We start from the raw sequence: 24444 nt of genomic DNA, 5'->3' as shown, positions 1-24444 counted from the left end.
CTACGTATAGGAGAATTTTTTTAGCCATATTAAAGATATTGAAAGTCTTTAATATCTACTTTAAAGGAGATGAGTGTCATGATTTACGATTGCGCTATTATTGGTGGGGGTCCCGCTGGATTGAATGCAGCACTTGTGCTTGGAAGGGCAAAAAGAAGTGTGGCTTTAATTGACAACAATCAGCCTAGAAATGCAGTTACGCATGCGTCTCATGGTTTTATTACAAGAGATGGTGTAACACCAGCCGAGTTCCGCCGTATTGCTTATGAAGAAGTATTAGGTTATCCATCTGTCGATCATCTGCAAATAAAGGCCGTTTCGATAAACAAAATTGATTCTGGTTTTGAAGTGTTTGATTCATTAGGACTGTGTGTTCAAGCACGAAAAGTAATCTTAGCGACAGGCGTAAAGGAGATATTCCCTGATATCGAAGGGTTTTATCCTCTATACGGTAAAAGTTTGTTTAATTGTCCTTATTGCGACGGGTGGGAGCTTAGGAATAAACCACTTGTTGTCGTTTCCGAATTACCTTCCGTTTTCCATGTCGCCAAACTGTTGCAAAATTGGAGTAAGGATTTGATAGTCTGTACAAACGGACAAAAGCCCCTTTCGGATGAACAAAAAAAACGTCTTCAATTGAATGGAATTATGGTGATAGAGAAACCTATTGCTGCTTTTATAGGACAAAATGGGAATCTTGAGTATGTTCGCTTTAAGGATGGTACTCAAATCGTAAGGTCAGGTGGCTTCGTAACTCCTAGATTTATCCAAAGTACACCATTTGGAGATAATTTAGGTTTCGAAAGGACGGAATTGGGCGGAATCAAGACGGATGCATCAGGGAGAACTTCAATACCTGGTCTTTATTCTTCTGGGGATGCTTCATACATTAATCCATCGCAAGTGGTCTTTGCTGCAGCTGACGGTAGTCGAACTGCTATGGGGGTAAATATGGATTTGACTGACGAAGATTTTAAATGATGTACTATTATACTTTTATTTGGCTGTATGACGGTTTATTGCCAACCAATTAAGTAAAAGGAGATGAGGTAATGAATCGAAATGCAATTTATTTATTAGCTTTAGGTGCTTTTGGTGTAGGGACAGCTGAATTTATTGTTTCGGGCATTTTGGAAGTGATTTCTAATGATTTGAATGTTCCGGTTTCATTGGCTGGACAATTAGTAACTGTATATGCCTTATCGCATGCATTTGGTGCACTGGTACTCGTTATGCTAACTACAAAGTTTGAAAGAAAAAGAGTTTTGTTATCTTCAATGCTGATTTTTATAGTCGGAAATATCGTCGCATTCTTTAGTTATAATTTTGGTATGCTAATGTTTTCACGTATTGTACTAGCAATGAGTGGTGGGCTATATTTCGTTATTGCAACCATTTACGCGGCTCAACTTGCTGAGCCTGCCAAACGAGGTAGCGCAATTGCAACTGTCATTACTGGATTTACAGTTTCTTTAGTATTGGGTGTACCAATTGGAACTTTCATTGCTTCATTTATGGATTGGCGTTATGTTTTCTTATTTATTGCATCCATTACACTGATTGATTTGATAGTACTAAATAAATATATTCCAAAATTAAAGGGAAATAAATCAATTTCTTTGAAGCAACAATTGTTAGTAATTCGAGATAAGCAAATAATCAGTGGTTTATTCACCACTTTATTTTGGATTCTTGGCTACACAATGGTCTTTACGTATATTGCTCCGCTTTTAAACAAGTTAGCTGATTTCTCTATAGAAAAAATTAGTACAGCACTATTAGTCTTAGGCGTCTTTGCCTTTATAGGCTCTCGTCTTGGCGGGTATGCAGCTGATAAATGGGGACCTGTTCGAACGGTTTATATTAGTTTAATCGTTCACTCAGTAGCATTGTTCTTTTTAACGGCAACATCAATTTCAACTATTGGTGTCTTCATAATTATTATGGTTTGGGGAACTGCCGCATGGACAACTACTCCTGCAAATCAATTTTATCTAATTTCCTTAAAACCACAATCATCAGAAATTGTTTTGAGTTTCAATACGGCAATTATGAATATTGGTATGACGTTAGGCGCAGGTATAGGGGGATTGGTGATTGAGTACGCATCTGTTTTGAATCTAGGTTGGATTGGTGGGATAACAGTATTAATGGCGCTAGTTACTGCATCTTTTTCGTTTACGATAAATAAAAGGAAAAAAGAAAGTGACTTTGGTTTAAGTAGATGAACAGAGGTTCATTATATTGAATAAAAGGAATCAAAAAAAGAGTGAGGAATAGATAGTGAATTACTGAAATCTAATAGGAGAATTTGAGTGTGAGGAGCTAAACGATTCAAATTTATCTATTGTTGTTTCTATAAAAATCATCTCACCTCTATAGATTTCTTAAAGGTTAGATGATTTTTATATCGGTTATTTATGTTTATATCACTATAAAGATTGTGAAGAAATGTACTTAAACTAACGGGGTGCTTGTGCGGCCGAGCCTAGGTAGTATCATATAGCGGGTGGGATTCCCGTCGAGTAGGAACTAGCCATTCGCTCGTAGCGAGTCTTGGAGGGCTAAAGGTAACTTTAGTCTTTAAGCGTAGACAGTTAGGTGTTTCTTGGCAACTTAATCTGCCAAGCTAAAATGTGAGAGAGAAGCATATATCTTTTTTAGTTGTACAGGTATTTATTGTTTTCTCGAGAATTTGCGTTCGTTACAAATAAGTTGTCAATCCCGCATTAACGGGCAGTACCCCCCACATCAAGGCTTTGAGGGATCGAAGAAGTATACCAATCGGGTTCGTCCTGTCAATCTTAGCGATAGTAGAACGGGACTAACAATCAGTGGGGATGAAGTAACCCCCACTGATGGAGGTTTCACTTTATTTTGATTTGTCCTCGAACGAACATCTCTTCTATTCCAAAAATTCCTTTATCGGGCTTTTCCAATCAATGATTGCCTGTGGATACCTTTTTTTTACCTCTGACTCAATAAACTGAAAATCTTTGCGCTCCATTCCGTGTAACGAGCTCGTATTTCTGGGCCAGATGAAAATTGAAATGACTTCAAAGGCTTGTGCAGTTGTCCCAAGATATTTTTCACCTTCAAATAGAACGCCTTTATATGTCACAACAAAGTTTTTTTGGATGTTGTTCGGATCATCGAGGAAGAAAAACTTACTATGTTCTTGCGCGAGTTCCAATTTCCGCTTTGGACTGACGATATATTTAATCACGGTATAGATGAGAAAAATAATCAAAGCGAACAAAAGCAGGCGAATGAACAATACCATGGAGATTCCTCCTCATACATTTTCCTATATTTACGTATGGACAAGAAAAAAGTTTCATTAATTTCGATAAAAGTTTTCTCGTTATATAAAGAGTGGACAGGGTATGAAAAGGATAGGAGAGCAACTAAATTGTTTGTGATTGAAAAATCTGTATGTTAGACTAGAAATGTACCGAGTGGTAGGTACATAATAACTGTGCATAAATAGAGAGGATGTTGAATATGAACTTTTATCAAACAGAAAGTTTGAAAAATTTGAATCATGTAAAAGAATTGGCACCTGAACAAATGCAAGCTTTTTCAGAATTCAACAAGACGGTTTTCCAAGAAGGGGCCCTTTCTAAGAAAGAAAAAGAAATGATCGCAGTGGCAATCGCACATGTAACAGAATGCCCGTATTGTATCGATAGTCATACTAAAAAAGCCAAAGCCGTTGGTGCAACTCTTGAAGAACTAGTTGAAGCTGTATTTGTAGTATCTGGTCTAGAAGCTGGAGGAGCAGTGACACATAGCACACATATGGAAAATGCTTTAGATTCAGAGGCTGCCGATTCATTATATAACAGGTCTAACCTTAAAAAACTCGGTCAATTGCAAAAGGGAGCTCCTGAAGGTTTTAAAGCGTACTCCAATTTTAGTGCAACTGCAATGAAAGAAGGCAAGCTAAGTGCCAAATTTAAAGAAATCATTGCTGTAGCTGTTGCACATGCGACACAATGTCCATATTGTATTGATGTTCATTCTAAAAACGCGGTAAAACTTGGTGCAACTAAAGAAGAATTATCAGAAGCAGTGCTCGTTACATCGGCTTTACTTGCAGGTGGAGCGTATGCACATATCGCTAATTTAATTCAAAGTTATGGGGAATAATCATTGAATTAAATAGTGAGCACAATCATCTAAGATTAAACAACGAAAAAGGTGTGAATATATGTCTAAAAAGCAAGAAATTATTACAATCACTAGAGGGATTATTCATTCTAAGGGATACCAAGCAACTTCAATTTCTGATATTCTCAAAGCAGCTTCTATTGGCAAAGGGCAATTTTATCATTATTTTTCATCGAAATATGATCTTGGATTAGCTGTTGTGGAAAACTTAGTTCAAGATTTAGATCAACAGTTGATAGACGAGATCTTCCATTCGAAGGAAGAAGCTAAGACAAGATTAAACAAAATGCTTGATTGGAATCTTGCCTCTTATATGGAAACGAAAAGTAAACTTGGCTGTGCTATTGGGAATTTAGCGATTGAGATGAGCGAGCACGACGAAACATTTCGAGTGAAAATTAAAGAATTTTTTGACAAGTGGATTTCTGAGGTAACAGATGCATTGACGGAAATGGTAAAACAAAATCAATTAGATCCGACAACAGATTGTAAAAAAAATGCCCAAGCTATCGTTGCCATGATTGAAGGCGGGATACTATTAATGAAGAATCAGCAAGATATTGAGATTTTGGTCCATGTGATGGATATCATTCGAAAACAATATGATCTCAGGTTAAACATATAAAAAAGACTTGTAAATGATAGTATTGATTCGTTTTTAGTGAACTATGGACGTTTTTGATACCTGATTTTACAGGTCTTACTTAAATAACCAATGTATTTGCGAGTCCTGTAAAATGCAGTTTTGGAAAGTGAAGAAGTCCTAATTCATTGCAAAATTAGGACTAAATATTCATGTAACGATCAATGAAGTTTTGCTCCTGCTTTTAGCAAAATTTGCTCAATTTCTTTGAAGCCTTTCTCTCGTGCATGTTGCAAAGGTGTCACATGATTATGATCAGGTATATTTACATCGGCCCCATAATCTATCAGTAATTGCACAGTTTGTTGCTGTGTTTCGCCGCCATCATTTAGAATAATCGCTTCTAATAATGCTGTCCAACCGAGGTTATTTATGTGATTAACATCAATATTAGTATGAGTAAGTAGTTCTTTGATTACATTCACGTATCCATGTTCGGAAGCAGGGATTAAAGCTGTTCCACCATACCTGTTGGTAATGGCGGGGTCCGCACCTGCATGGATCGTAAGTTTTAAGATATCAAGATATCCTTCCGCACCTGCATACAGAAATGGATTGTTTTTCATGTCATCTTGAATGTTGACATCTGCACCCGCATCGATTAAGACTTTTGCCGCCTCGACATCATTGCGATACGTTGCGATCATAGTAGCTGTTCGACTATTTGAGTCCTGTGCATTGATATTAGCCTCTTCCTTAATCAGCTTTCTTATAGTACCCGACTCTCCACGTTCTGTTGCAATTAGTAGTTGTTCATTCATTACTATCCCCTCCTTTTTCATTTTATCTTGTTCCTCCTTGTCATCTAAGGCACATCCTTGAAGTAAGTACGTGCAACCAAGATTACTGCTAGATACCTCCACATAAAATACACATCACGATCTTGTTTTTGCCATCACTTATTACTCATAATGGCATTTAACTGTTCATTTCTTTCCAAAGAGTAAAAGGATTCTTATTTTGGAGATTTTTATCCAATTTTTTTAACATAATACCTCGTTTGTCCTTTGGAAGTGTTATTTGATGATAAATGTAGTCTGTTCCTAAGCCAATTTCTTCTTCCTCTTCTGCAGTGTAGGCATAATACACCTCCTTTAATTTCGCCCAATAAATGGCGCTTAAACACATCGGGCAAGGTTCACCGCTTGTGTAAAGTTCACAGTCCGAAAGGTCAGATGTGCCAAGGATGCGGCAAGCTTTACGAATCGATTGAAGTTCAGCATGCGCAGTTGGGTCAGGTGTTTCAAGAACATCGTTTACTCCTTTTGCAATTATCCTGCCGTTTTTGACGATAAGGGCACCAAATGGCTTCCCTTTTTTGATTTTTGTATTTTCGTAGGCTAACTCGATCGCTCTCTTATAATTTCGTTGATTTCCAAAGTTGTTCTAGCACGATTACAATCATAGTACTGACAAGCAGGCCATTACTAAAGATATATTGTAAAATGGAAGGAAGACCCTGAAATATATTAGCAGGAAGAAACATTAACCCGATGCCGATTAACAATGTGATTCCTAATATGGTCAACCGGCGTTGGTCTAGTTCTTCTTTCAGAATAGACTGAAAGGCGATCCCTATCATTTGGACAAATGATGCTAACAGGGCAGCACTGGCAATAGGGCCTGGAAGTAGCGCTAAAAAATTAACGATCGCTGGAATGAGAGCTATCCCAGATAAAGCTAAACTTGCTATAAGGAATGGTCTTATCCTTTTTTGCTCGGTTAATCGAATAAAACCCGCAGATACTGGCAGTGGAACGATTCCAATTGTGGAAAAAAGAGCAGAAAGAAAATGTGAAATACCACCTGCCCAACTACCACGTTTAATCGTTTGTTTTTCGTATTTCTCGGATTTAGAAATTACTTCTTTGGCAGCAGAAACAGCTGCAATCGTATTTAAGACTAAAATAAACGTAAACAGAATAGATGTAATAACCATTCCAGCATTAAGTTTAGGGGCACCCCATACGAAAATTTCTGGTAATTGAACTAAGGGAACCGATCCGGAAAAAGTATTGGCAGTTTTGCCTACTGCCGCAAATAATACCCACCCTGACAAAATTCCGATCAATACGGCATAATTTTTAATCCAGCCTTTCCCTTTAATCGATAGCATAATGACAAGTAAAAATACACCGAATGAAATCGCTGTTGTTCCATAATCTGGGCGGAGTGGTTCTCCTTGTAATGCCATCATTCCTTTTAAAAAAACACCACTAAGTTGAAGTGCTAAAATCAAAAGAAAGGAACCAGTTACTAAAGGAGTGAATAAAAACAGGAGACGATTAACTAAACCGGTTATACCAAGAATGAAAAGCAAAAGTCCTGCAACGATTAATCCTCCTTCTAAGAGTTGTAAGGTTTCATATGTGTTTTGCCCCTCCTGAGTAGCCACACCCGCTAAAATAACAAACACACTAACCCATGAACCTGCTGGTCCGTCAGCAATGGGGTATCGATGTCCCAGCCAACCCTGTATAAAAGAACTAATTCCCACCACAAAAAATGTTCTCTGCATTAAGTCGGAAATTTCCTCGAGCGATAAGTGAAATACGCTACCGATTACGATAGGCAAGGCAATAGAATTGGCTAGTAGGAAAATAAACCATTGAAATGTGCTTAAACTGCCGTAAAAACGTTGGTTGACCATAATGTTTCACCTATATCTGTTTAGTATTTGGAGTAGATCTAGAAGAATTGATGTACCGTCATCTCGCCATTCTTAAAGTTATAGGAAAGGAGAATGGCTTCTATTTGATTTGTCCTAAACCTTTAAAAGGAGGAACATAAATTGAATGCCTTTTTTCCATCTATAGGATTATGATATCCTAGAGAGTAGTATATGGAAAATATAAAAAAAATTAGTTTTACTTAAGTTTTTCGTATACATAAAGGAGTGTTCTGCTCATGGATATAAGACAACTACGTTATTTTGTTGCAATTGTTGAAGAAAGAAAAATCTCTGCTGCTGCTTATAGACTACATATCTCACAACCTCCACTTAGCCAACAATTGAAAGCGATGGAACAGGAATTAGGAGCAAAATTAGTTGAGAGAACCGGGAAATATTTAGAAGTAACAGAAGCAGGTCAAACTTTATATAAATATGCGCAGAAAATGATCCATTTACTTGAAGAGGCTAAAATGGATGTAAAAGAAGTTGAAGATGGGGTAAAAGGAAGACTCACCATTGGCGTCAACACTTTATCGGTAGTCGGACTACCTGAATTGCTAAATCAATTTCATGAAAAATATCCTAGAGTCACATATAAAATTCAACAAAATGAATCGGCCCAGCTCCGTCAATTAGTGAAAGATCGGGTAATAGAACTAGCCATTATTCGATTGCCACTCAAGTTAGATGACTTTTCTGTAATTCATCTTAATACAGAACCCTTTTATTTTATTACTTCAAAAAAAAAGCAAATAGGTCATCATGAGATTACCTTTGCGGAAATTCAAAACTATCCAATAATCATACCGAGTACGGAAGGCTTAGGCGTATACCAAATGATTCTAGATGCATTTTCCGAATGCAAATTATCCCCAAACGTTATATCGGAGTGTTCGGACGTTTCCGTTTTATTAGATTTAGTCGCATCTGACTTTGGAACGTCCATTGTTCCAGAAACCGTACTTAAACGATATAAAAACGATCAAATCCAAGCTTTCAAGATTACGAAAACAAATCTCTCAGCTTCTACAAGTTTAATTTGGTTGAAAAACCATTATCTATCAACTACAGCTCAAAACTTTGTTGAACTATTAACAAATCACAATAATAAATTTTAAGTAGGATTATTTCGAAAAGTGGGAGTTTAAGTAAGTGGAGATTTACTATTATTGAAGTAGAATCCAAGCAATTTCCTGATATCTGTAATGGCACATATCTTCATTACAGCTTTATCCGGCATTAATGGGCAGTACCCCCCCCCACCTCAAGGCTTAGAAGAATCGAAGAACATAGGTGGGGGGAGGAGGGGGAAGAAAGCCCCACTGATTGAAGTTTCACTTTATTAGTTGTTTTATCTAATTCAAATGAGGCATGGATTCTTGATCAGAATGCACCTGTGGATCTTTCTTGTATTGATCTCAGGGTCAAGATCACAAAGGGAATATTACTCCCTTTTAATTGTAACATCTGAACCGTGTTACAGCGAAAGAGTCATCAATAACGAGATTTGAAAGTGGATCTTCCAAATGTTGTTTTCGTATATCGATTATATAGTCAATACTAAAAAAAGTGGATCCTATGTTTCAGCATAGGATCCACTTTTTTTAATAACCATATAGAACGCCACTCGTCCGTTCATAAAAAAATGGGTTTTAATTCAACAGCCGTAATAATTCAGATGTATCACCTTAATTATTACTTGTGTCTTTTGCAGAGCCCGTTTTATTGACACCTTTGCTACTATAAGGTTTGGCACTTTTGGCTTTGTTGGCACCAGCTTTCCAACGATTCCAGCCTTTCTTGTCTGTGCCTCTACCTGTTCCACCTTTACCTTTAGCTTTACTCATATAATCACTCCATATTGTTGTAGCCTTTAGTTAACGGTTATTGGCTAGTTTTGCCCATTTTGTTAGTAATCAAGCATTAACTATACAACACAATGACAGATAGATATACCCTTTTTTCCGCACGTTTAGAAAGTTCTTGAATGGAAAAGAATGCATCTTAAAAAAACAGGCGTACACAGAAGGCAAAAAACTTCATAGTTCATCCCTCTTCGCATATCTTTATATTGGTTTCATAATAATAAAAAGTATCTCATGAAGACTCGATCTTGTTCTTTTTAGGAAGAAGCATACGAAGAAACTAGTTATAATATACGACTACCTTTCCCATCAATCCCTATTGTTCGTGGAATATGCTATAGTAATCATAGACAAACCGCTTATGAAAGTAGGAACAAATCATGAATATCGCCAAACTATTTGACATGCAAAAATCACTTGATCAGCATATACAAGAAAAGCATCAACTACATGAAGAAGATCTGATTGAGAAAAAAATCCTCGCCTTATTCGTTGAGCTTGGTGAACTGGCCAATGAAACAAGATGCTTTAAATTTTGGAGCTTAAAGGGTCCATCGACAAGACAAACCATTTTAGCTGAGTATGTGGATGGCATTCACTTTATACTTTCGCTTGGAATCGGCTGTAAGTTGCAGGTAACGAGTGTTGATGAGAAAGTAGGGCAATCTAGTAAAGTACATGATGTAACGACTCAATTTCTGAGAATATACGCTTCGATTCAATCATTTAGCATGGAGCAATCTCAAAAAAACTATGAGAACATGTTTGCAGATTATCTCCTTCTCGGGAATATGCTTGGTTTTTCTGGAGAAGATGTGGAACAAGCTTATGTCGAGAAAAATCAAATCAATTATGAGCGGCAGCAACAAGGGTATTAATGCGTGAAAATGAATGGCAATGTACTATAATAAGAAAAGTATCCATACATAAGGAGGAAAAAGAATGCCCCATTTAGATGAAACATTAACGATGCTTAAAGGTTTAACGGATGCAAGAGGAATTGCTGGTAATGAAGGGGAAGTCCGTCAAATCATGAAAGAGTACATAACCCCTTTTGCCGATGAAGTGACTACAGATAATCTTGGTAGCTTAATCGCGAAGAAAACAGGTCAAGAAGGCGGTCCAGAAATTATTGTAACGGGTCACTTAGATGAAGTTGGCTTTATGATAACCCAAATTGATGCAAAAGGTTTCTTGCGTTTTCAAACAGTTGGCGGCTGGTGGTCACAGGTTATGCTCGCTCAGCGTGTAACAATCGTGACAAGAAAAGGCGATGTTACTGGAGTGATAGGTTCAAAGCCACCACATATTTTAAGTCCAGAAGCAAGAAAAAAACCTGTTGATATTAAAGATATGTTCATTGATATTGGAGCATCAAGCAAGGAAGAAGCGGAGGAATGGGGAGTAAGACCTGGAGATATGGTCGTTCCGTATTTCGAATTTACTGTGATGAATAATGAGAAAATGCTTCTTGCAAAAGCTTGGGATAACCGAATTGGCTGCGCGATTGCTATTGATGTTTTAAAGCAATTAAAAGACAGTGAACATCCAAACATTGTGTACGGGATTGGAGCGGTTCAAGAAGAAGTCGGACTGCGTGGTGCCAAAACATCGACGTTTAAAATTCAACCAGACATCGGGTTTGCGGTTGATGTCGGGATTGCTGGGGACACGCCAGGAGTTACTGCGAAAGAAGCACTAAGTAAAATGGGTGAAGGTCCGCAAATCGTCCTTTATGATGCAAGTATGGTCTCTCATAAAGGACTTCGTGATCTTGTAACAGATACCGCCGATGAAATGAAAATTCCTTATCAATACGAATCGATGCCTGGAGGCGGTACAGATGCGGGCTCCATCCATGTGACGGCAAATGGTGTTCCAGCGCTTGCGATTACCATTGCAACTCGCTATATTCATTCACATGCTGCGATGCTTCACCGTGATGATTATGAAAACGCGGTTAAATTGATTGTCGAAGTGATTAAAAAACTGGATCGTAAAACGGTTGATGCCATTACGTTTGGCTAAAATAATGACCTTCGAGTAAGTCGTTCTTACAGCATAAAACCATGTACAAAGCACTGCATTTCGGATAAGAAACTGCAGTGCTTTTTGCAATGGTAAAAGGGCCTGTGACCTAGCGCCCTAAATCAGCAGGTGGTGTTTCAAACATCTTATACTGAATAAGTTGGTGCGGGGTCTGACCCTTCAGAAGAGATGTGTAGTGTACAAGAATATTGAAATAGTTCGTTCATTATTATACATTATGTTTAGCAATAGAAATTTCTATGGAACTATTGCTATTCGGTCAATGCCTATTGGGATTTTTACTTTTTAATTAGTTAAAGGAGGAAATGATTTTGATTAAAGCGGTTATTTTCGACTTTGATGGTTTAATTTTAGACACAGAGACGGTTTGGTATGATGCTTACAGAGAAACGTTAGATTTATATAAGGTTAAGTTGCCGCTTGAACAATTTGTTACATGCATTGGTACAGATGATACTGAACTTTTTAGATATTGCCAAGAACAACTGGGGGAGAATTGTAATATTGAAGAGATTGAGGAAAAAGCAAAAAGTATACATAAGGATAAGATGAAAACACCCCTGGCGCGTGAAGGCGTAAAGGAGTATTTAGAGGAAGCAAGCAAGTTAAAATACAAAATCGCCCTCGCTTCTAGCTCTACTAAAGAATGGGTAACAAACTATTTAGACGAGCTTGGGCTGTTACACTATTTTGATTTCATTATCTCACGGGATGATGTCGAAAAAGTAAAACCAGCACCTGACTTGTACTTAAAAGCAATCGAAGTCTTAAAGATTGATCCAAAAGAAGCCGTAGCATTTGAAGATTCGTTAAATGGGCTTCAATCGGCTTTAACTGCTGGATTAAAATGTGTAATCGTACCAAACCCCGTGACTGAAGCTTTAGCTTTTGAAAACCATCATTTACGACTTCAATCTATGTCGGAAAAGAGCTTGATTGATGTTATAAAACTTATTGAGCGGTAGGGAGTTCCTAAAATAAGTCCGTCTTTTTGTTTATATTCTTTTTTCTGTTATTATTTCCTGGCCTATGCGTATTAGCTAGCTTTTGGCTCATGACTTATGTTTAAAGGATCACGTTCCGGGAATAGCTAAACTTAAGACGTGTACACGAAGGAGTGAAAATAATGGACAAGAAGAGAAGAGAAAAGGTGGTTGATTCAACGAATCGAGTGGAGGAAGAAAAGGAAAACATCCAATTGGATGAGGATGATAATCCAATAATAAATGATGAATATTTTCAGAATCGGATTAATACCGACCATTTATAAGCGAAAGAAAAGCAATAGCCAAATAACGGCTATTGCTTTTTTAAACCAGTTTCTAATGATTGTAACATTTCGGTTTTTTCTTGCTCTGATGCATGTTGCCAAATAATTTCAAACAACACACCGAGTCCAGGCAACATTTTTTCTTCGCCATTTTGAATGGCGTCGACAATCGTATCCTCTAACTGATCCTGTGTATTCCCTGATACGTTGTGAATAATTGCATTTCTTAAATTCAAGTTCATATTGAATCCTCCCATCACCATAATTGTCCACTTTTTTAGTATGGAACAAAATGAATTAAAATATGTAGCAAAATATAAGCCATACAAGACATAGGTGAAATACGTTATAATAAGAACTAGTGAAAAAATGAAGGAGCGTTTACCTTGAAATATATTGAGTCCGTCAAAAATCAAAAAGTAAAGCAATGGAAGAAATTATTAACGAAAAAAGAGCGTGAACTAACAGGTACATACCTGATTGAAGGGTTTCATCTTGTAGAAGAAGCACTAAAAGAAGGAGATATTGTCCGCGAAGTGATTGTCAGCATTGAAGCTGTCATTCCTGCAAAGTTTAAATTAGAAGGAACAGAAGTTACATATGTGACAAATGAAGTGATGAATGCAATTTCTGATACGGAAACACCACAAGGAATTGCTGCAATCTGTGATCAAAAAAAGATCCGTTTTGAAGATCTTTCATCAAAAAAGGTGTTGCTGATAGACGCAGTTCAAGATCCAGGTAATATCGGCACGATGATTCGAACGGCTGACGCGGCAGGAATGGATGCGGTTATTCTTGGAGAAGGTTGTGCAGATGCTTATAACCCTAAAGTGATTCGCTCTACTCAAGGAAGTATCTTTCATATGCCTGTCTTAAAAGGAAACTTAACAGAAATCATCGGTGCATTGAAGGTACAGAACATTCCGGTGTATGGCACCGCTTTAGAAAAAGCGGTTTCCTATGATCAAGTAGAAAAATCAGAAACATTTGCTCTGCTTGTAGGTAATGAGGGTCAAGGTGTTGACAAAAAACTGTTAGCACAAACGACGCAAAATCTCTACATTCCGATTTTCGGGAAAAGCGAATCGCTGAACGTGGGAATTGCAGCAGGGATTTTGATGTACCACTTACGGAAATAGGGCTCCGGCGCGACCCGAGGTGAAACCGGCGCGAATCAAGGTGGAATCGGTCGCGATCAGAGGCAAATCCCGCGCGCAAATTCGGATTCCGGCTCGAAAGCTGTAGAATAAATTTGAATTTGAATCTCGGGTTGTTTTATATTATAATTAAAGCTAAATTTCATAATGAAAAAGACTATGACAGAGAAGAGTAGCATCGTATCATTCATTCAGGAAGAAAATGCCTTAGACTGCAAGCATTTTTATGATTATGTTGATGTGAATTCACCTCTTGAGTCGGCATCGGGATACAGATAAACCTGTTGAAAGCTGCATCGGCAAAAAGCCGTTATCTGCAATGAAGTGAGTGCTTATTTTTATTGGCGCTAATAAGGGTGGTACCGCGATACATAAACCTCGTCCCTTTCTAGGGATGGGTTTTTTTTGTGTTTATTTATAAACAATAAAGGAGGATATATGATGCAGGAACGTTTACAAGAACTGCAAGCTGAAGCGTTGCAGAAGGTTGCCGAAGCTTCTGAATTAAAGGAATTGAATGACATTCGTGTCGCATATTTAGGGAAAAAAGGACCAATCACGGAAGTGTTACGCGGAATGGGCAAGCTTTCCGCTGAGGAACGCCCAAAAATGGGAGCGTTGGTGAATGTTGTCCGTGAAGAGATTGCCTCAAAAATCGAAGAAAAACAGCAGGTGCTTGAAGAGACAGCTGTCCATGCCAAACTAGCTGTTGAAAAAATTGATGTGACATTACCAGGACGTCCGGTTAATAAAGGGAATCATCATCCGTTGACGCGTGTCATTGAAGAAGTGGAAGACTTATTTATCGGAATGGGCTACACGGTTGCGGAAGGTCCGGAAGTTGAAACAGACTTCTACAACTTTGAAGCGTTGAATTTGCCAAAGAGCCATCCAGCACGTGATATGCAAGATTCCTTCTATATTACAGAAGAAACATTGATGCGAACTCATACGTCTCCAGTGCAAGCAAGAACGATGGAGAAGCATAAAGGGCAAGGGCCGGTTAAAATTATCTGTCCGGGTAAAGTATATCGTCGTGATAATGATGATGCGACTCACTCGCATCAATTCATGCAAATTGAAGGACTAGTGATTGACGAAAACATCTCAATGAGTGATTTAAAAGGAACGCTTGAAGTGTTTGCGAAGCAAGTATTCGGCAAAGAACGGGAAATTCGTCTGCGTCCAAGCTTCTTCCCATTTACAGAGCCATCGGTTGAAATCGATATTTCTTGTAAAATTTGCGGCGGAAAAGGTTGCAGCGTTTGTAAAGGGACAGGCTGGATCGAAGTACTCGGTGGTGGAATCGTTCATCCTAATGTTTTGGAAATGGCTGGATTTGATTCTAAGAAATACTCAGGTTTTGCGTTCGGAATCGGTGTAGAGCGTATTGCGATGTTGAAATACGGCGTAGACGATATTCGTCATTTCTACACAAATGATGTCCGTTTCCTAACTCAATTTAATCGCCACGAATCTTAATAATTTTTTTAAAGGAGGAGCAATCCATGTTTGTTTCATATAAATGGCTGCAGGATTATGTCGATCTTTCTGGCATGACAGCAACAACGCTTTCAGATAAGATTACCAAAAGCGGCATCGAGGTTGAAGGAGTAGAAAAGAAAAGTGAAGGTCTTAAAGGGGTAGTCATTGGCCACGTACTAGAACGTGAACAGCACCCAAATGCCGATAAACTAAATAAATGTTTAGTCGATGTTGGTGGTGAAAGCCCGGTTCAGATCATCTGCGGTGCGCCGAATGTTGATAAAGGACAAAAAGTGGCAGTCGCAACGGTTGGGGCTGTGCTTCCAGGCAATTTCAAAATTAAGAAAGCGAAATTACGCGGTGAAGAATCGAATGGCATGATTTGTTCACTTCAAGAGCTTGGCATTGAATCAAGATTGATTGCAAAAGATTATGCCACAGGAATTTTCGTCTTCCCGAATGATGTAGAAGTCGGCCAAGATGCGCTTAGTGTTTTAGGGCTTGACGATGAAGTACTTGAATTAGGCTTGACACCGAATCGTTCGGACTGTTTGAGCATGCTTGGTGTTGCTTATGAAGTAGGTGCGATTCTAGGTCGTGAAGTAAAATGGCCGGAAATCACCAAAGAAGAAAGCGCTGAAAAAGCAACAGATCTCATTCAAGTAAACGTTGAAGCATCTGAAGATAATCCATTATACGTTGCGAAAGTCATTAAGGATGTGAAAATTGCACCATCACCACTTTGGATGCAAACACGCTTGATGGCAGCGGGCATTCGTCCACATAACAATGTCGTCGATATCACGAATTATATTCTACTTGAATACGGACAACCACTCCATGCATTTGATTATGATCGTCTAGGTTCAAAAGAATTAGTCATTCGTAAAGCGCATGCTGCTGAAAAAATTACGACATTAGATGATGTAGAACGTGAACTTGCAAGCGATCATCTTGTCATTACAAACGGAACAGAGCCAGTTGCGATTGCTGGTGTAATGGGTGGAGCGAATTCTGAGGTGCAGGACGATACAACAACCGTCATCATTGAAGCGGCTTATTTTGCTGGAACCGTTGTCCGTAAAGCATCAAAAGACCATGCGTTACGCAGTGAATCAAGTGCTCGTTTCGAAAAAGGCGTCGACCCGAATCGCGTTCGAGAAGCGGGAGAACGTGCTGCACAGTTGATCAGCCAATATGCTGGTGGCACTGTGTTAGAAGGGTCTGTTGAAGTCGATACACTGACAATCGAACCAGCTGTCATTTCAATTACTCTTGAAAAAATTAATAAATTGCTCGGAACAAGCATGAGTGTTTCCGAAGTGGAATCAATTTTCACTCGTTTGCAATTCGGAGTTTCAGTAGACAATGAAACATTTACTGTAACCGTACCGACACGTCGCGGCGATATTACGATTGAAGCCGATTTAGTTGAGGAAGCAGCTCGTATGTACGGCTATGATAATATCCCAACAACACTACCTACTGGAACGGTAACACCTGGTCATTTGACAGATTATCAGCAGAAACGTCGCAAAGCACGCCGTACGCTTGAAGGTGCTGGTCTTTATCAAGCGATCACCTATTCATTAACTAGTAAGAACAAAGCGGTACAGTATGCATTAGATGCTCGTGAGTCTGTTGCATTGGCGATGCCGATGAGTGAGGAGCGTAGCCAGCTTCGCCTAAGCATCGTCCCTCAACTATTAGAAGTTGTGAAATACAACAATGCTCGTCAGCTTGATTCACTAGCTCTTTATGAAATAGGCTCTGTATTCTTGAAACAAGATGGTGAACAACTTCCTGAAGAGCGTGAGCATGTAGCTGGAGCGATGACAGGTCTATGGGAATCAAACCCATGGCAAGGAGAGAAAAAGCCGGTTGATTTTTACGTAGCAAAAGGCGTGCTTGAAGCATTATTCGATACACTAGGATTGATAGGGAAAATCGAATATCGTCAGTCTGAAAAAGAAGGCATGCACCCAGGACGTACTGCAGAAGTGTTGTTGAATGGTGATGTAATTGGCTTTGTCGGCCAAGTTCATCCAACTGTCCAAAAAGAACTAGATTTGAAAGAAACGTACGTTTTTGAACTATCTTTCAAAGCGATGGCAGAAGCGGCTGTTGCACCGATCCAATACAACGCGATTCCGCGTTTCCCATCGATTACACGTGATATTGCCCTTGTGGTAGATGCAACTACAGTTGCGGGCGATATCCAAAAAATTATCGCCGAAGCAGGCGGAAAACTTCTTAAAGAAGTAAGTGTCTTTGATTTATATGAAGGCGAACGCATGGAACCAGGTAAGAAATCTCTAGCGTACTCGTTGAAATATTTCGATCCAGAGCGCACGCTAACCGACGAAGATGTAACGAAAGCGCATGAAAAAGTACTAGCAGCGGTGAAAGAAAAAGCTGGCGCTGAATTACGAGGATAATTGTAAACAAAGCAGCCTTCCGAGTTTGGGAGGTTGCTTTGCTGTTTTAGGGGAAGCGGTTGTGCGTAATTAATTAACCAAAGTTGGTTAGTAAAAGTGGCGAGTAAAAGTAAAAAGTTGAATAGTAAAGAGTATGAATTGGTTAGTATTTCAAGTGTTGGTGAGTATGTCTAAAGTGTTGATCGTTAATCTCTTCATGATGGTGAGTAAAGTTATGAAAACAGGAGTGGCTATCGGTTGATGGGTGGAAAAGTCGAAAAAATGATTGGTTTAATTTCCTAATTTAAAGGCAAATCTCAAAAATAAAAGGGCCGACCCAAAAAAATCCTGGGGCAACCCTAATATCAACGACAAACCCTCTATTAATATTTCTTCCGATACAATGTTTTTGCTTTTTCCGTATTGGCAAAATGAACCTTCGTAAACTCATTCAAGGCGTCGATCCCTTTTTCGTGAATAAGGCGTGCCGCTGCCTCATCTACTGCGTGGCCTGCGCCTTTTGGAATTTTGAACCCAGCTTTTTCACTCAATTTGTCAAAATGCTTTACGAATGCATAGCGCGCTAAAATGGAAGCAGCCGCAACACTAAGGTGAATGCCTTCTGCTTTCGTGCTTAAATAAGTATGTTCCGCTTGAAACAGTTCTTGTCCCTTTAAATAGTTAAAAAACACATCGGGTTGAGCAAATTGGTCAATGAAAACCGCTTCTGCCTGTTCGGGTGAAATCTTATCAATGACATGCTTAATCGCTTGGTTGTGTAGCAGAGCTTTCATTTTACCTTGTGACATGCCACGAGCTTGAAGTGCATTGTACTTCGGATTGTCGCAGATGAGCAGGGAAAATGGAACAACATTTTTAATCTGCTTCGCAATGTCAATGATTTGCGGATCTTTTAGATTTTTAGAATCTTGCACGCCTAAATCTTTTAAAAGGGCTAGTTGCTCTTTTTTTGCATAAACAGCGACGACCGTCATTGGCCCGAAGTAATCGCCTGTCCCAACTTCATCAGAGCCGATGACAGACATGGAACCGATATGAGCAGGTGGTGAATAACGATGTTGGGTGACAGAAGTCTTTTTTTTAGTAGCAGGAGTCGCAGCTTTTGCTTCACTAGACCATTTTTTTGCTTCAACTTCTGCGGATGCACCTTGGAATAGGACTTTCCCCGACTTATAGGCAGTCACGGTACACTGTACCAGTTTAGCCATAAAAATACTTCCCGGTGGTGTTTTACCAGATAGGGAAGTTTGGTAATGTTCCTTCATTTTGTTCATTTGAGCTGTGGAAAGTGTTAATACAACATTTGACATAAGTAAAGACTCCAATTCTTTCTTTTTTTGGTAGCTCATTTTTTCCTAGTGATGTATAGCCCACGAGTTTCCTTTAGGTAACATATGTAAGTCAGGATAGTCCAAGCTACACTTGCTTTTCTATTTGTTCAGCTACAGCATCTAGCCCCTCAAGGTCATTAGCCAATCAAATTGTTGAGGAGAGGGCACTCTCCAGACGATTTACTCGTCTATTGCTTGTCGCCGATAATCGGGCACCTTCCGCCTTTCTTGCTTTCATGACAGAAAACTTCATGATATGATAGAAATTAGGATTTTTCAGATTGGAGGCATCGGCTTGTCAGATGAAAAGAAAAATAGGATAACAGTTGATATATATGGACAGCAATATACAATCGTGGGTGAGGAGAGCTCAGGCCATATTCGATTAGTTGCATCGATGGTGGATGATAAGATGCGTGAGATCAACTCCAAGAATCCTTATTTGGATACAGGCAAGCTTGCTGTATTGACAGCTGTGAATGCTATGAATGATTATATAAAAATAAAAGACGAAATAAACCAGTTAGAACTGGAATTAAAGAAAGTAAAGGACTGAGTACATGTTAGACTTGGCGATTTTGGCCATTCTCTTAATTGGATTTTTAGTTGGGTTGAGACGGGGGTTCATTTTACAGCTCATACATTTGACGGGCTTTTTTGTTGCTTTTGCCGCGGCTTATGCGTACTATGATAAACTCGCTCCGAAGCTAACCCTATGGATTCCGTTTCCTTCCCTAGGCGGTAATTCAGAAACAATGAATATGTTTATCGGCCAAACAGGTCTTGAAGAAGCTTATTACCGTGCGATTGCATTTGCCATCATTTTCTTCGCTGCTAAGTTAGTTTGGCAGCTATTTGGCTCGATGTTGGATTTTATTTCGAACCTACCAATCTTAAAGCAGTTGAATCGATGGGCTGGCGCGATTTTAGGCTTCGCTGAAGTATATCTTATCATGTTTATACTATTATACATAGCTGCTTTACTGCCAATGGCTAATGTTCAGGATGCGATGAATGGCTCGTTTATGGCAGATCTCATCGTGAAAAATACTCCCTATCTTTCGGAGAAAGTAACAGAGCTGTGGTTTCAATATGTAGCTGCATAAAGTGAAGCTTCCATCAGTGGGGTGAGTTCCCTGCTGATGGTTAGTTAAACCGGGATAATGGCTACAGGTTCTTTAGATGGCCTTGTGTCATCTTTTTTTAAGAATTCGCGTTGGAAAGGTGAGGAACCATGTCAATCAATAAAAAAGACATCATTAAATTATTAGAAAAAATAGCAATCTATATGGAGCTAAAGGGTGAAAATCCATTTAAGGTTTCAGCGTTTAGAAAAGCGGCAGCTGCACTTGAAACAGACAATCGAAGTTTATCATCCATGGGTGATTTCACGGAATTGAGCGGAATTGGCAAGGGAACTGCTGCTGTTATCGAGGAATATATTAATGAAGGGAAATCTACCGTATTAGAAGAACTGCAGGAGCAGGTACCTAAAGGATTGGTGCCACTGTTGCAGCTACCTGGACTTGGTGGTAAGAAAATTGCCAAGCTGCATAAAGAACTGCAAATTCGGGATATACAAGAGCTAAAGGCAGTATGCGAAGAAGGAAAAGTACGCGGACTTGCTGGGTTTGGCGCGAAGACAGAAGAAAAGATTCTTACTTCAATTGCTGAAGTGGGTTCACGACCTGACCGGCTCCCACTCGCTTTCATGATGCCAATTGCAACGGATATTGAAACGTCGCTTGAAAACATGACAGATATCATTCGCTTTTCAAGAGCAGGCAGCATCCGTCGCATGAGAGAGACGATTAAAGACCTTGATTTCATTATTTCATCGAACAACCCTGGGATGGTGAAGGATCAACTACTTTCCTTGTCTGCAATCAAACATGTCATTGCGGCGGGTGATACGAAAGTGTCCGTTACCCTTGATTACCAATATGATGTTTCGGTTGATTTTCGGATTGTAACGGATGCTGAATTTATTACGACGCTTCACCACTTTACCGGATCGAAAGACCATAACGTGAGAATGCGACAGCTGGCCAAAGACCGCGGCGAGAAAATTAGTGAGTATGGCGTTGAAAATACGGAGACAGGTGAGATTCTGACCTTTGATTCCGAAGAAGCCTTCTATGCTCATTTCGGTCTGCCGTTCATTCCACCTGAAATTCGTGAAGATGGAACAGAAGTGGAAGGGTACACGGATAAGGAACCACTTGTTTCACTTGAAGATATTAAAGGGGATCTCCATATGCATACAACTTGGAGTGATGGGGCCTATTCCATTGAAGAGATGGTTGAAGTGTGCCGGGCTAAAGGCTATACATATATGGCCATCACCGATCATTCTCAGTATTTAAAGGTTGCCAACGGATTAACAGCAGAACGATTACGAGAACAAAAAGAAATCATTCATGCTTTAAACGATAAATATGATGATTTTACCATTCTATCAGGAATCGAAATGGATATTTTACCTGATGGATCACTGGATTATGACGATGAACTGCTTGCCGAAATGGATCTCGTAATAGCGTCCATTCATTCTAGTTTTTCACAACCAAAAGAGAAAATTATGGAGCGTTTGAGAACCGCGATGGAAAATCCTCATGTGGATATTATTGCCCATCCAACAGGCCGCTTGATTGGCAAACGTTCTGGGTATGAAGTCGATATGGACCAATTAATCGAACTTGCAGCTAAAACAAACACCGCTTTAGAGCTGAATGCTAATCCGAATCGATTAGATCTTGCTCCGCCTTATTTAAGAAAAGCACAAGAAGCGGGCGTAATGATTGTGATTAATACGGACGCACATAATTTTGATATGCTTGAACATATGGCAGTAGGCGTCTCCTCAGCGAAAAAAGGCTGGGTGAAACTTTCTTCCGTCTTAAACGTAAAAGAACCAGACGAACTGCTTGCCTTTTTAAATAGAAATGACTAATTGACGCATAGAAAAAGGGAGGACTATAACTCCATGCATTCGAAAGTTTTGAAAACATTGGAATTTGATAAAATTAAAGAACAACTATTGAAATATGCTTCCTCTGCAATCGGTAAAGAAAAGGCGGCGGAGCTTGCCCCTTCTACAGACCTTACCGAAGTGGCAAACTGGCAGGAAGAAACAGATGAAGCAGCAAATGTACTTCGCCGGAAGGGAAATATCCCACTCGGTGGAATCTTTGATATTCGACCACATGCAAAACGGGCACAAATCGGCGGGATGCTCAGTCCTCATGAATTAATGGAAATCGCAAGTACGATTCGCGCAGGCAGAATCCTTGCCCGTTTTTTTGAAGAATTGCTTGAAAATGAATTTAGTTTGCCAAACTTAAATGGTCATATGGAATCATTGCTTCCTATGCCTGAATTGCAACAGCAAATTTCCTTTTGCATCGGGGAAAATGGTGAAGTGCTAGATTCAGCTAGTGATAAATTAAGAACAATACGAAATCAACTGCGGACAAACGAAAGCAGAGTACGTGAAAAATTAGAAAGCATGATCCGCTCGTCTAATGCTCAGAAAATGCTTTCTGATGCGATTATCACCATTCGAAATGACCGATTTGTTATTCCAGTGAAACAAGAATACCGCAGTAATTACGGCGGTATCATTCATGACCAGTCCTCTTCAGGTCAGACCTTATTCATAGAACCGCAAGTGGTTGTTGAGCTGAACAATGTACTTCAAGAAGCAAGATTGAAAGAACAGTTGGAAATTGAGCGCATCCTTGTGGAATTATCACAAGCGGTTGGCGAGCATACGCATGACTTACTCGTCAATGTAAAGGTACTCGCGCAAATCGATTTCATTTTTGCAAAAGCCCGTTATGCGAAGGCAATCAAAGGTTCAAAGCCTGCTTTGAATGATCGCGGCAGAGTCAAGCTCTTAAAAGCAAAACATCCGCTTATTCCTGCAGATGAAGTGGTAGCAAATGATATTTACTTAGGTGATGAATTTACAACGATTGTGATTACCGGACCGAATACCGGAGGAAAAACGGTAACGATTAAAACAATTGGTCTTTGTACATTAATGGCTCAAGCTGGCTTGCAAATCCCTGCTATGGATGGATCGGAAGTCGCTGTTTTCAAACATGTGTTTGCGGATATTGGTGATGAACAGTCCATCGAGCAAAGTTTAAGTACATTTTCTTCTCACATGGTCAATATTGTCGATATTTTAAAGTATGTCGATTATGAGAGTCTTGTCTTATTTGATGAACTTGGTTCTGGAACAGATCCACAGGAAGGTGCGGCGCTTGCCATCTCCATTCTTGATGAAGTCTACAAGCGAGGGGCAAGAGTCATTGCGACTTCCCATTATCCGGAATTAAAAGCATATGGTTATGATCATGAAGGGGTCATCAATGCAAGCGTTGAGTTTGATGTGGAATCACTAAGACCAACCTATAAGTTATTGATCGGCGTACCCGGACGCAGTAATGCATTCGAAATTTCAAAGCGGCTCGGATTGGATGATGCAGTGATTAATCATGCGCGCAGTCATATTGGCGCTGATACGAATAAAGTGGAGAGTATGATTGCCTCACTAGAAGAAAGCAGAAGACAAGCTGAAGAGGATGCAAGGGAAGCAGCAGATTATCTAAAGCAAACCGAAAAACTGCATAATGAGCTGCAAAAAGAAACGCTGGAGTATCATCAAGAAAAAGATTCGCTGATGGAGAAAGCGGCAGAAAAAGCAGCCGATTTAATTGAACAAGCGAAAAAAGAAGCGGAAGCAATTATTGCAGATTTACGAAAGATGCGACTTGAGAAAAGTGCCGATATTAAGGAACACGAATTGATTGAAGCGCGAAAACGTTTGGAGGAAGCAACACCAGTTATCAAGAAAACATCTAAACCACTCGTGAAAAAAGCGCCTAGAACGATTCAACCAGGTGATGAAGTAAAAGTGATCTCTTTTGGGCAAAAAGGGCACGTAATCGAGAAAGTTTCCGATACAGAATGGCAAGTACAAATTGGCATCATGAAAATGAAAGTAGACGAAGCAGATATTCAGCTGATTGGTGCGCCAAAGCCTGAGAAAATGGCGAAGCCACTATCAACTGTAAGAGGCAAGGATTATCATGTAAGTCTAGAACTCGATCTTCGCGGTGAACGCTACGAAAATGCCTTATCAAGGGTTGAAAAATATATTGATGATGCCCTGCTTGCCGGCTACCCTCGTGTATCCATCATTCATGGAAAAGGAACAGGTGCGCTAAGACAAGGGGTTCAAGAATATTTGAAAAACCATCGCTCGGTTAAACGGAGTCGCTTTGGTGAAGCAGGTGAAGGTGGAACGGGAGTTACAGTCGTCGAATTTAAATAAGGGCGAATCAGG

At 39.5% G+C, this 24444-nt stretch carries 23 protein-coding genes and 1 other annotated feature; of the genes, 16 read left to right on the top strand and 7 right to left on the bottom strand.

All coding sequences use genetic code 11. The features are described from left to right. The first annotated feature begins 78 nt into the window (after positions 1-78). Both AC625_RS17965 and AC625_RS17960 read left to right on the top strand, forming a co-directional pair. Entirely contained in the window at positions 79-981 is a 903-nt protein-coding gene (locus AC625_RS17965) for an NAD(P)/FAD-dependent oxidoreductase (RefSeq protein WP_049682541.1), read from the top strand. A 71-nt stretch (positions 982-1052) separates the two neighbouring features. Further along, positions 1053-2228 carry an MFS transporter gene (locus AC625_RS17960; protein WP_049682540.1) on the top strand — a complete coding sequence of 392 codons (1176 nt, stop codon included), beginning with the start codon at positions 1053-1055 and terminating at the stop codon, positions 2226-2228. A gap of 677 nt (positions 2229-2905) precedes the next feature. Here AC625_RS17960 and AC625_RS17955 read toward each other — a convergent pair. Continuing rightward, a complete protein-coding gene (locus AC625_RS17955) occupies positions 2906-3283 on the bottom strand; it encodes a hypothetical protein (RefSeq protein ID WP_049682539.1) in 378 nt (125 codons plus the stop codon). Between the two features lie 221 nt (positions 3284-3504). On the opposite strand from AC625_RS17955, the gene AC625_RS17950 reads away from it, so the two are divergent. Both AC625_RS17950 and AC625_RS17945 read left to right on the top strand, forming a co-directional pair. After that, positions 3505-4152, top strand: a complete 648-nt coding sequence (locus AC625_RS17950) for a carboxymuconolactone decarboxylase family protein (protein ID WP_049682538.1) — start codon at positions 3505-3507, stop codon at positions 4150-4152. A gap of 61 nt (positions 4153-4213) precedes the next feature. Continuing rightward, a complete protein-coding gene (locus AC625_RS17945) occupies positions 4214-4798 on the top strand; it encodes a TetR/AcrR family transcriptional regulator (protein ID WP_049682537.1) in 585 nt (194 codons plus the stop codon). A gap of 179 nt (positions 4799-4977) precedes the next feature. Here AC625_RS17945 and AC625_RS17940 read toward each other — a convergent pair whose 3' ends face one another. Genes AC625_RS17940 through AC625_RS17930 form a run of 3 tightly spaced genes read right to left on the bottom strand, consistent with a single transcriptional unit; the run spans position 4978 to position 7466 of the window. Continuing rightward, positions 4978-5679: an ankyrin repeat domain-containing protein gene (locus AC625_RS17940; RefSeq protein WP_342671000.1), complete on the bottom strand. Its 702-nt coding sequence runs from the start codon at positions 5677-5679 to the stop codon at positions 4978-4980. 55 nt (positions 5680-5734) lie between these two features. Further along, positions 5735-6166, bottom strand: coding sequence for a nucleoside deaminase (locus tag AC625_RS17935; RefSeq protein WP_049682535.1), 432 nt, complete (start codon positions 6164-6166; stop codon positions 5735-5737). A gap of 7 nt (positions 6167-6173) precedes the next feature. Next, complete coding sequence (locus AC625_RS17930) at positions 6174-7466, bottom strand: purine/pyrimidine permease (protein ID WP_049682534.1); 1293 nt, start codon at positions 7464-7466, stop codon at positions 6174-6176. 257 nt (positions 7467-7723) lie between these two features. Between AC625_RS17930 and AC625_RS17925 the strand changes: the two genes are divergently transcribed. Further along, positions 7724-8608 (top strand): LysR family transcriptional regulator, encoded by an 885-nt coding sequence (locus AC625_RS17925; protein ID WP_049682533.1) that lies wholly within the window; start codon positions 7724-7726, stop codon positions 8606-8608. A 570-nt stretch (positions 8609-9178) separates the two neighbouring features. Here AC625_RS17925 and AC625_RS26055 read toward each other — a convergent pair. Beyond that, positions 9179-9337 carry a DUF3934 family protein gene (locus AC625_RS26055; RefSeq protein WP_082191159.1) on the bottom strand — a complete coding sequence of 53 codons (159 nt, stop codon included), beginning with the start codon at positions 9335-9337 and terminating at the stop codon, positions 9179-9181. A gap of 398 nt (positions 9338-9735) precedes the next feature. Between AC625_RS26055 and AC625_RS17920 the strand changes: the two genes are divergently transcribed. The 4 genes from AC625_RS17920 to AC625_RS26940 all read left to right on the top strand — a co-directional run bounded on the left by AC625_RS17920 (position 9736) and on the right by AC625_RS26940 (position 12674). Then, positions 9736-10233 carry a dUTP diphosphatase gene (locus tag AC625_RS17920; protein ID WP_049682532.1) on the top strand — a complete coding sequence of 166 codons (498 nt, stop codon included), beginning with the start codon at positions 9736-9738 and terminating at the stop codon, positions 10231-10233. A gap of 64 nt (positions 10234-10297) precedes the next feature. Beyond that, positions 10298-11383, top strand: a complete 1086-nt coding sequence (locus AC625_RS17915; RefSeq protein WP_049682531.1) for a M42 family metallopeptidase — start codon at positions 10298-10300, stop codon at positions 11381-11383. Positions 11384-11709: 326 nt separating this feature from the next. Beyond that, entirely contained in the window at positions 11710-12369 is a 660-nt protein-coding gene (locus AC625_RS17910) for an HAD family hydrolase (protein WP_049682530.1), read from the top strand. 161 nt (positions 12370-12530) lie between these two features. Then, a complete protein-coding gene (locus tag AC625_RS26940) occupies positions 12531-12674 on the top strand; it encodes a hypothetical protein (RefSeq protein WP_156187580.1) in 144 nt (47 codons plus the stop codon). Positions 12675-12703: 29 nt separating this feature from the next. Here the strand turns inward: AC625_RS26940 and sspI are convergent, their stop codons facing one another. Next, positions 12704-12916 (bottom strand): small acid-soluble spore protein SspI, encoded by a 213-nt coding sequence (sspI, locus tag AC625_RS17905; protein WP_049682529.1) that lies wholly within the window; start codon positions 12914-12916, stop codon positions 12704-12706. A gap of 144 nt (positions 12917-13060) precedes the next feature. On the opposite strand from sspI, the gene AC625_RS17900 reads away from it, so the two are divergent. From AC625_RS17900 to pheT, 3 genes are all read left to right on the top strand, one after another. Next, positions 13061-13816 carry a TrmH family RNA methyltransferase gene (locus tag AC625_RS17900; protein ID WP_049682528.1) on the top strand — a complete coding sequence of 252 codons (756 nt, stop codon included), beginning with the start codon at positions 13061-13063 and terminating at the stop codon, positions 13814-13816. 168 nt (positions 13817-13984) lie between these two features. After that, positions 13985-14223 (top strand) — a binding site (T-box leader). Between the two features lie 52 nt (positions 14224-14275). Then, the gene (pheS, locus tag AC625_RS17895) at positions 14276-15316 is read left to right on the top strand and encodes a phenylalanine--tRNA ligase subunit alpha (protein WP_049682527.1); all 1041 of its coding nucleotides are present in this window, start codon (positions 14276-14278) and stop codon (positions 15314-15316) included. A gap of 26 nt (positions 15317-15342) precedes the next feature. Continuing rightward, on the top strand, positions 15343-17757 hold the full coding sequence (gene pheT, locus AC625_RS17890; protein ID WP_049682526.1) for a phenylalanine--tRNA ligase subunit beta: 2415 nt from the start codon (positions 15343-15345) through the stop codon (positions 17755-17757). 362 nt (positions 17758-18119) lie between these two features. On the opposite strand, the gene rnhC is transcribed toward pheT, so the two are convergent. Next, positions 18120-19067, bottom strand: a complete 948-nt coding sequence (gene rnhC / locus AC625_RS17885; protein ID WP_049682525.1) for a ribonuclease HIII — start codon at positions 19065-19067, stop codon at positions 18120-18122. Positions 19068-19383: 316 nt separating this feature from the next. Here rnhC and zapA point away from each other — a divergent pair, with 316 nt between their 5' ends. From zapA to AC625_RS17865, 4 genes are all read left to right on the top strand, one after another. After that, a complete protein-coding gene (gene zapA / locus AC625_RS17880) occupies positions 19384-19644 on the top strand; it encodes a cell division protein ZapA (RefSeq protein ID WP_049682524.1) in 261 nt (86 codons plus the stop codon). A 4-nt stretch (positions 19645-19648) separates the two neighbouring features. Beyond that, positions 19649-20194: a CvpA family protein gene (locus AC625_RS17875; protein WP_049682523.1), complete on the top strand. Its 546-nt coding sequence runs from the start codon at positions 19649-19651 to the stop codon at positions 20192-20194. A 128-nt stretch (positions 20195-20322) separates the two neighbouring features. Next, positions 20323-22041, top strand: a complete 1719-nt coding sequence (gene polX, locus AC625_RS17870; protein WP_049682522.1) for a DNA polymerase/3'-5' exonuclease PolX — start codon at positions 20323-20325, stop codon at positions 22039-22041. A gap of 33 nt (positions 22042-22074) precedes the next feature. Next, positions 22075-24432 carry an endonuclease MutS2 gene (locus AC625_RS17865; protein ID WP_049682521.1) on the top strand — a complete coding sequence of 786 codons (2358 nt, stop codon included), beginning with the start codon at positions 22075-22077 and terminating at the stop codon, positions 24430-24432. Positions 24433-24444 lie beyond the last annotated feature (12 nt).

This window comes from Peribacillus loiseleuriae (assembly GCF_001183985.1).
Lineage (GTDB): Bacteria > Bacillota > Bacilli > Bacillales > DSM-1321 > Peribacillus > Peribacillus loiseleuriae.
The sequence above is the reverse complement of the archived record's forward strand: the minus strand, read 5'-3'. Positions and strand labels throughout refer to the sequence as shown.

What these genes read in the sequence shown, in the direction of transcription:
- AC625_RS17875 (WP_049682523.1), top strand. Translation starts at nt 19,649, where the DNA reads ATGTTAGACTTGGCGATTTTGGCCATTCTCTTAATTGGATTTTTAGTT.
- rnhC (WP_049682525.1), bottom strand. Translation starts at nt 19,067, where the DNA reads ATGTCAAATGTTGTATTAACACTTTCCACAGCTCAAATGAACAAAATG.
- pheT (WP_049682526.1), top strand. Translation starts at nt 15,343, where the DNA reads ATGTTTGTTTCATATAAATGGCTGCAGGATTATGTCGATCTTTCTGGC.
- AC625_RS17915 (WP_049682531.1), top strand. Translation starts at nt 10,298, where the DNA reads ATGCCCCATTTAGATGAAACATTAACGATGCTTAAAGGTTTAACGGAT.
- polX (WP_049682522.1), top strand. Translation starts at nt 20,323, where the DNA reads ATGTCAATCAATAAAAAAGACATCATTAAATTATTAGAAAAAATAGCA.
- AC625_RS17930 (WP_049682534.1), bottom strand. Translation starts at nt 7,466, where the DNA reads ATGGTCAACCAACGTTTTTACGGCAGTTTAAGCACATTTCAATGGTTT.
- sspI (WP_049682529.1), bottom strand. Translation starts at nt 12,916, where the DNA reads ATGAACTTGAATTTAAGAAATGCAATTATTCACAACGTATCAGGGAAT.
- AC625_RS17910 (WP_049682530.1), top strand. Translation starts at nt 11,710, where the DNA reads ATGATTTTGATTAAAGCGGTTATTTTCGACTTTGATGGTTTAATTTTA.
- AC625_RS26940 (WP_156187580.1), top strand. Translation starts at nt 12,531, where the DNA reads ATGGACAAGAAGAGAAGAGAAAAGGTGGTTGATTCAACGAATCGAGTG.
- AC625_RS17925 (WP_049682533.1), top strand. Translation starts at nt 7,724, where the DNA reads ATGGATATAAGACAACTACGTTATTTTGTTGCAATTGTTGAAGAAAGA.
- AC625_RS17920 (WP_049682532.1), top strand. Translation starts at nt 9,736, where the DNA reads ATGAATATCGCCAAACTATTTGACATGCAAAAATCACTTGATCAGCAT.
- AC625_RS17955 (WP_049682539.1), bottom strand. Translation starts at nt 3,283, where the DNA reads ATGGTATTGTTCATTCGCCTGCTTTTGTTCGCTTTGATTATTTTTCTC.
- AC625_RS17950 (WP_049682538.1), top strand. Translation starts at nt 3,505, where the DNA reads ATGAACTTTTATCAAACAGAAAGTTTGAAAAATTTGAATCATGTAAAA.
- AC625_RS17945 (WP_049682537.1), top strand. Translation starts at nt 4,214, where the DNA reads ATGTCTAAAAAGCAAGAAATTATTACAATCACTAGAGGGATTATTCAT.
- AC625_RS17960 (WP_049682540.1), top strand. Translation starts at nt 1,053, where the DNA reads ATGAATCGAAATGCAATTTATTTATTAGCTTTAGGTGCTTTTGGTGTA.
- AC625_RS17865 (WP_049682521.1), top strand. Translation starts at nt 22,075, where the DNA reads ATGCATTCGAAAGTTTTGAAAACATTGGAATTTGATAAAATTAAAGAA.
- AC625_RS17965 (WP_049682541.1), top strand. Translation starts at nt 79, where the DNA reads ATGATTTACGATTGCGCTATTATTGGTGGGGGTCCCGCTGGATTGAAT.
- AC625_RS26055 (WP_082191159.1), bottom strand. Translation starts at nt 9,337, where the DNA reads ATGAGTAAAGCTAAAGGTAAAGGTGGAACAGGTAGAGGCACAGACAAG.
- pheS (WP_049682527.1), top strand. Translation starts at nt 14,276, where the DNA reads ATGCAGGAACGTTTACAAGAACTGCAAGCTGAAGCGTTGCAGAAGGTT.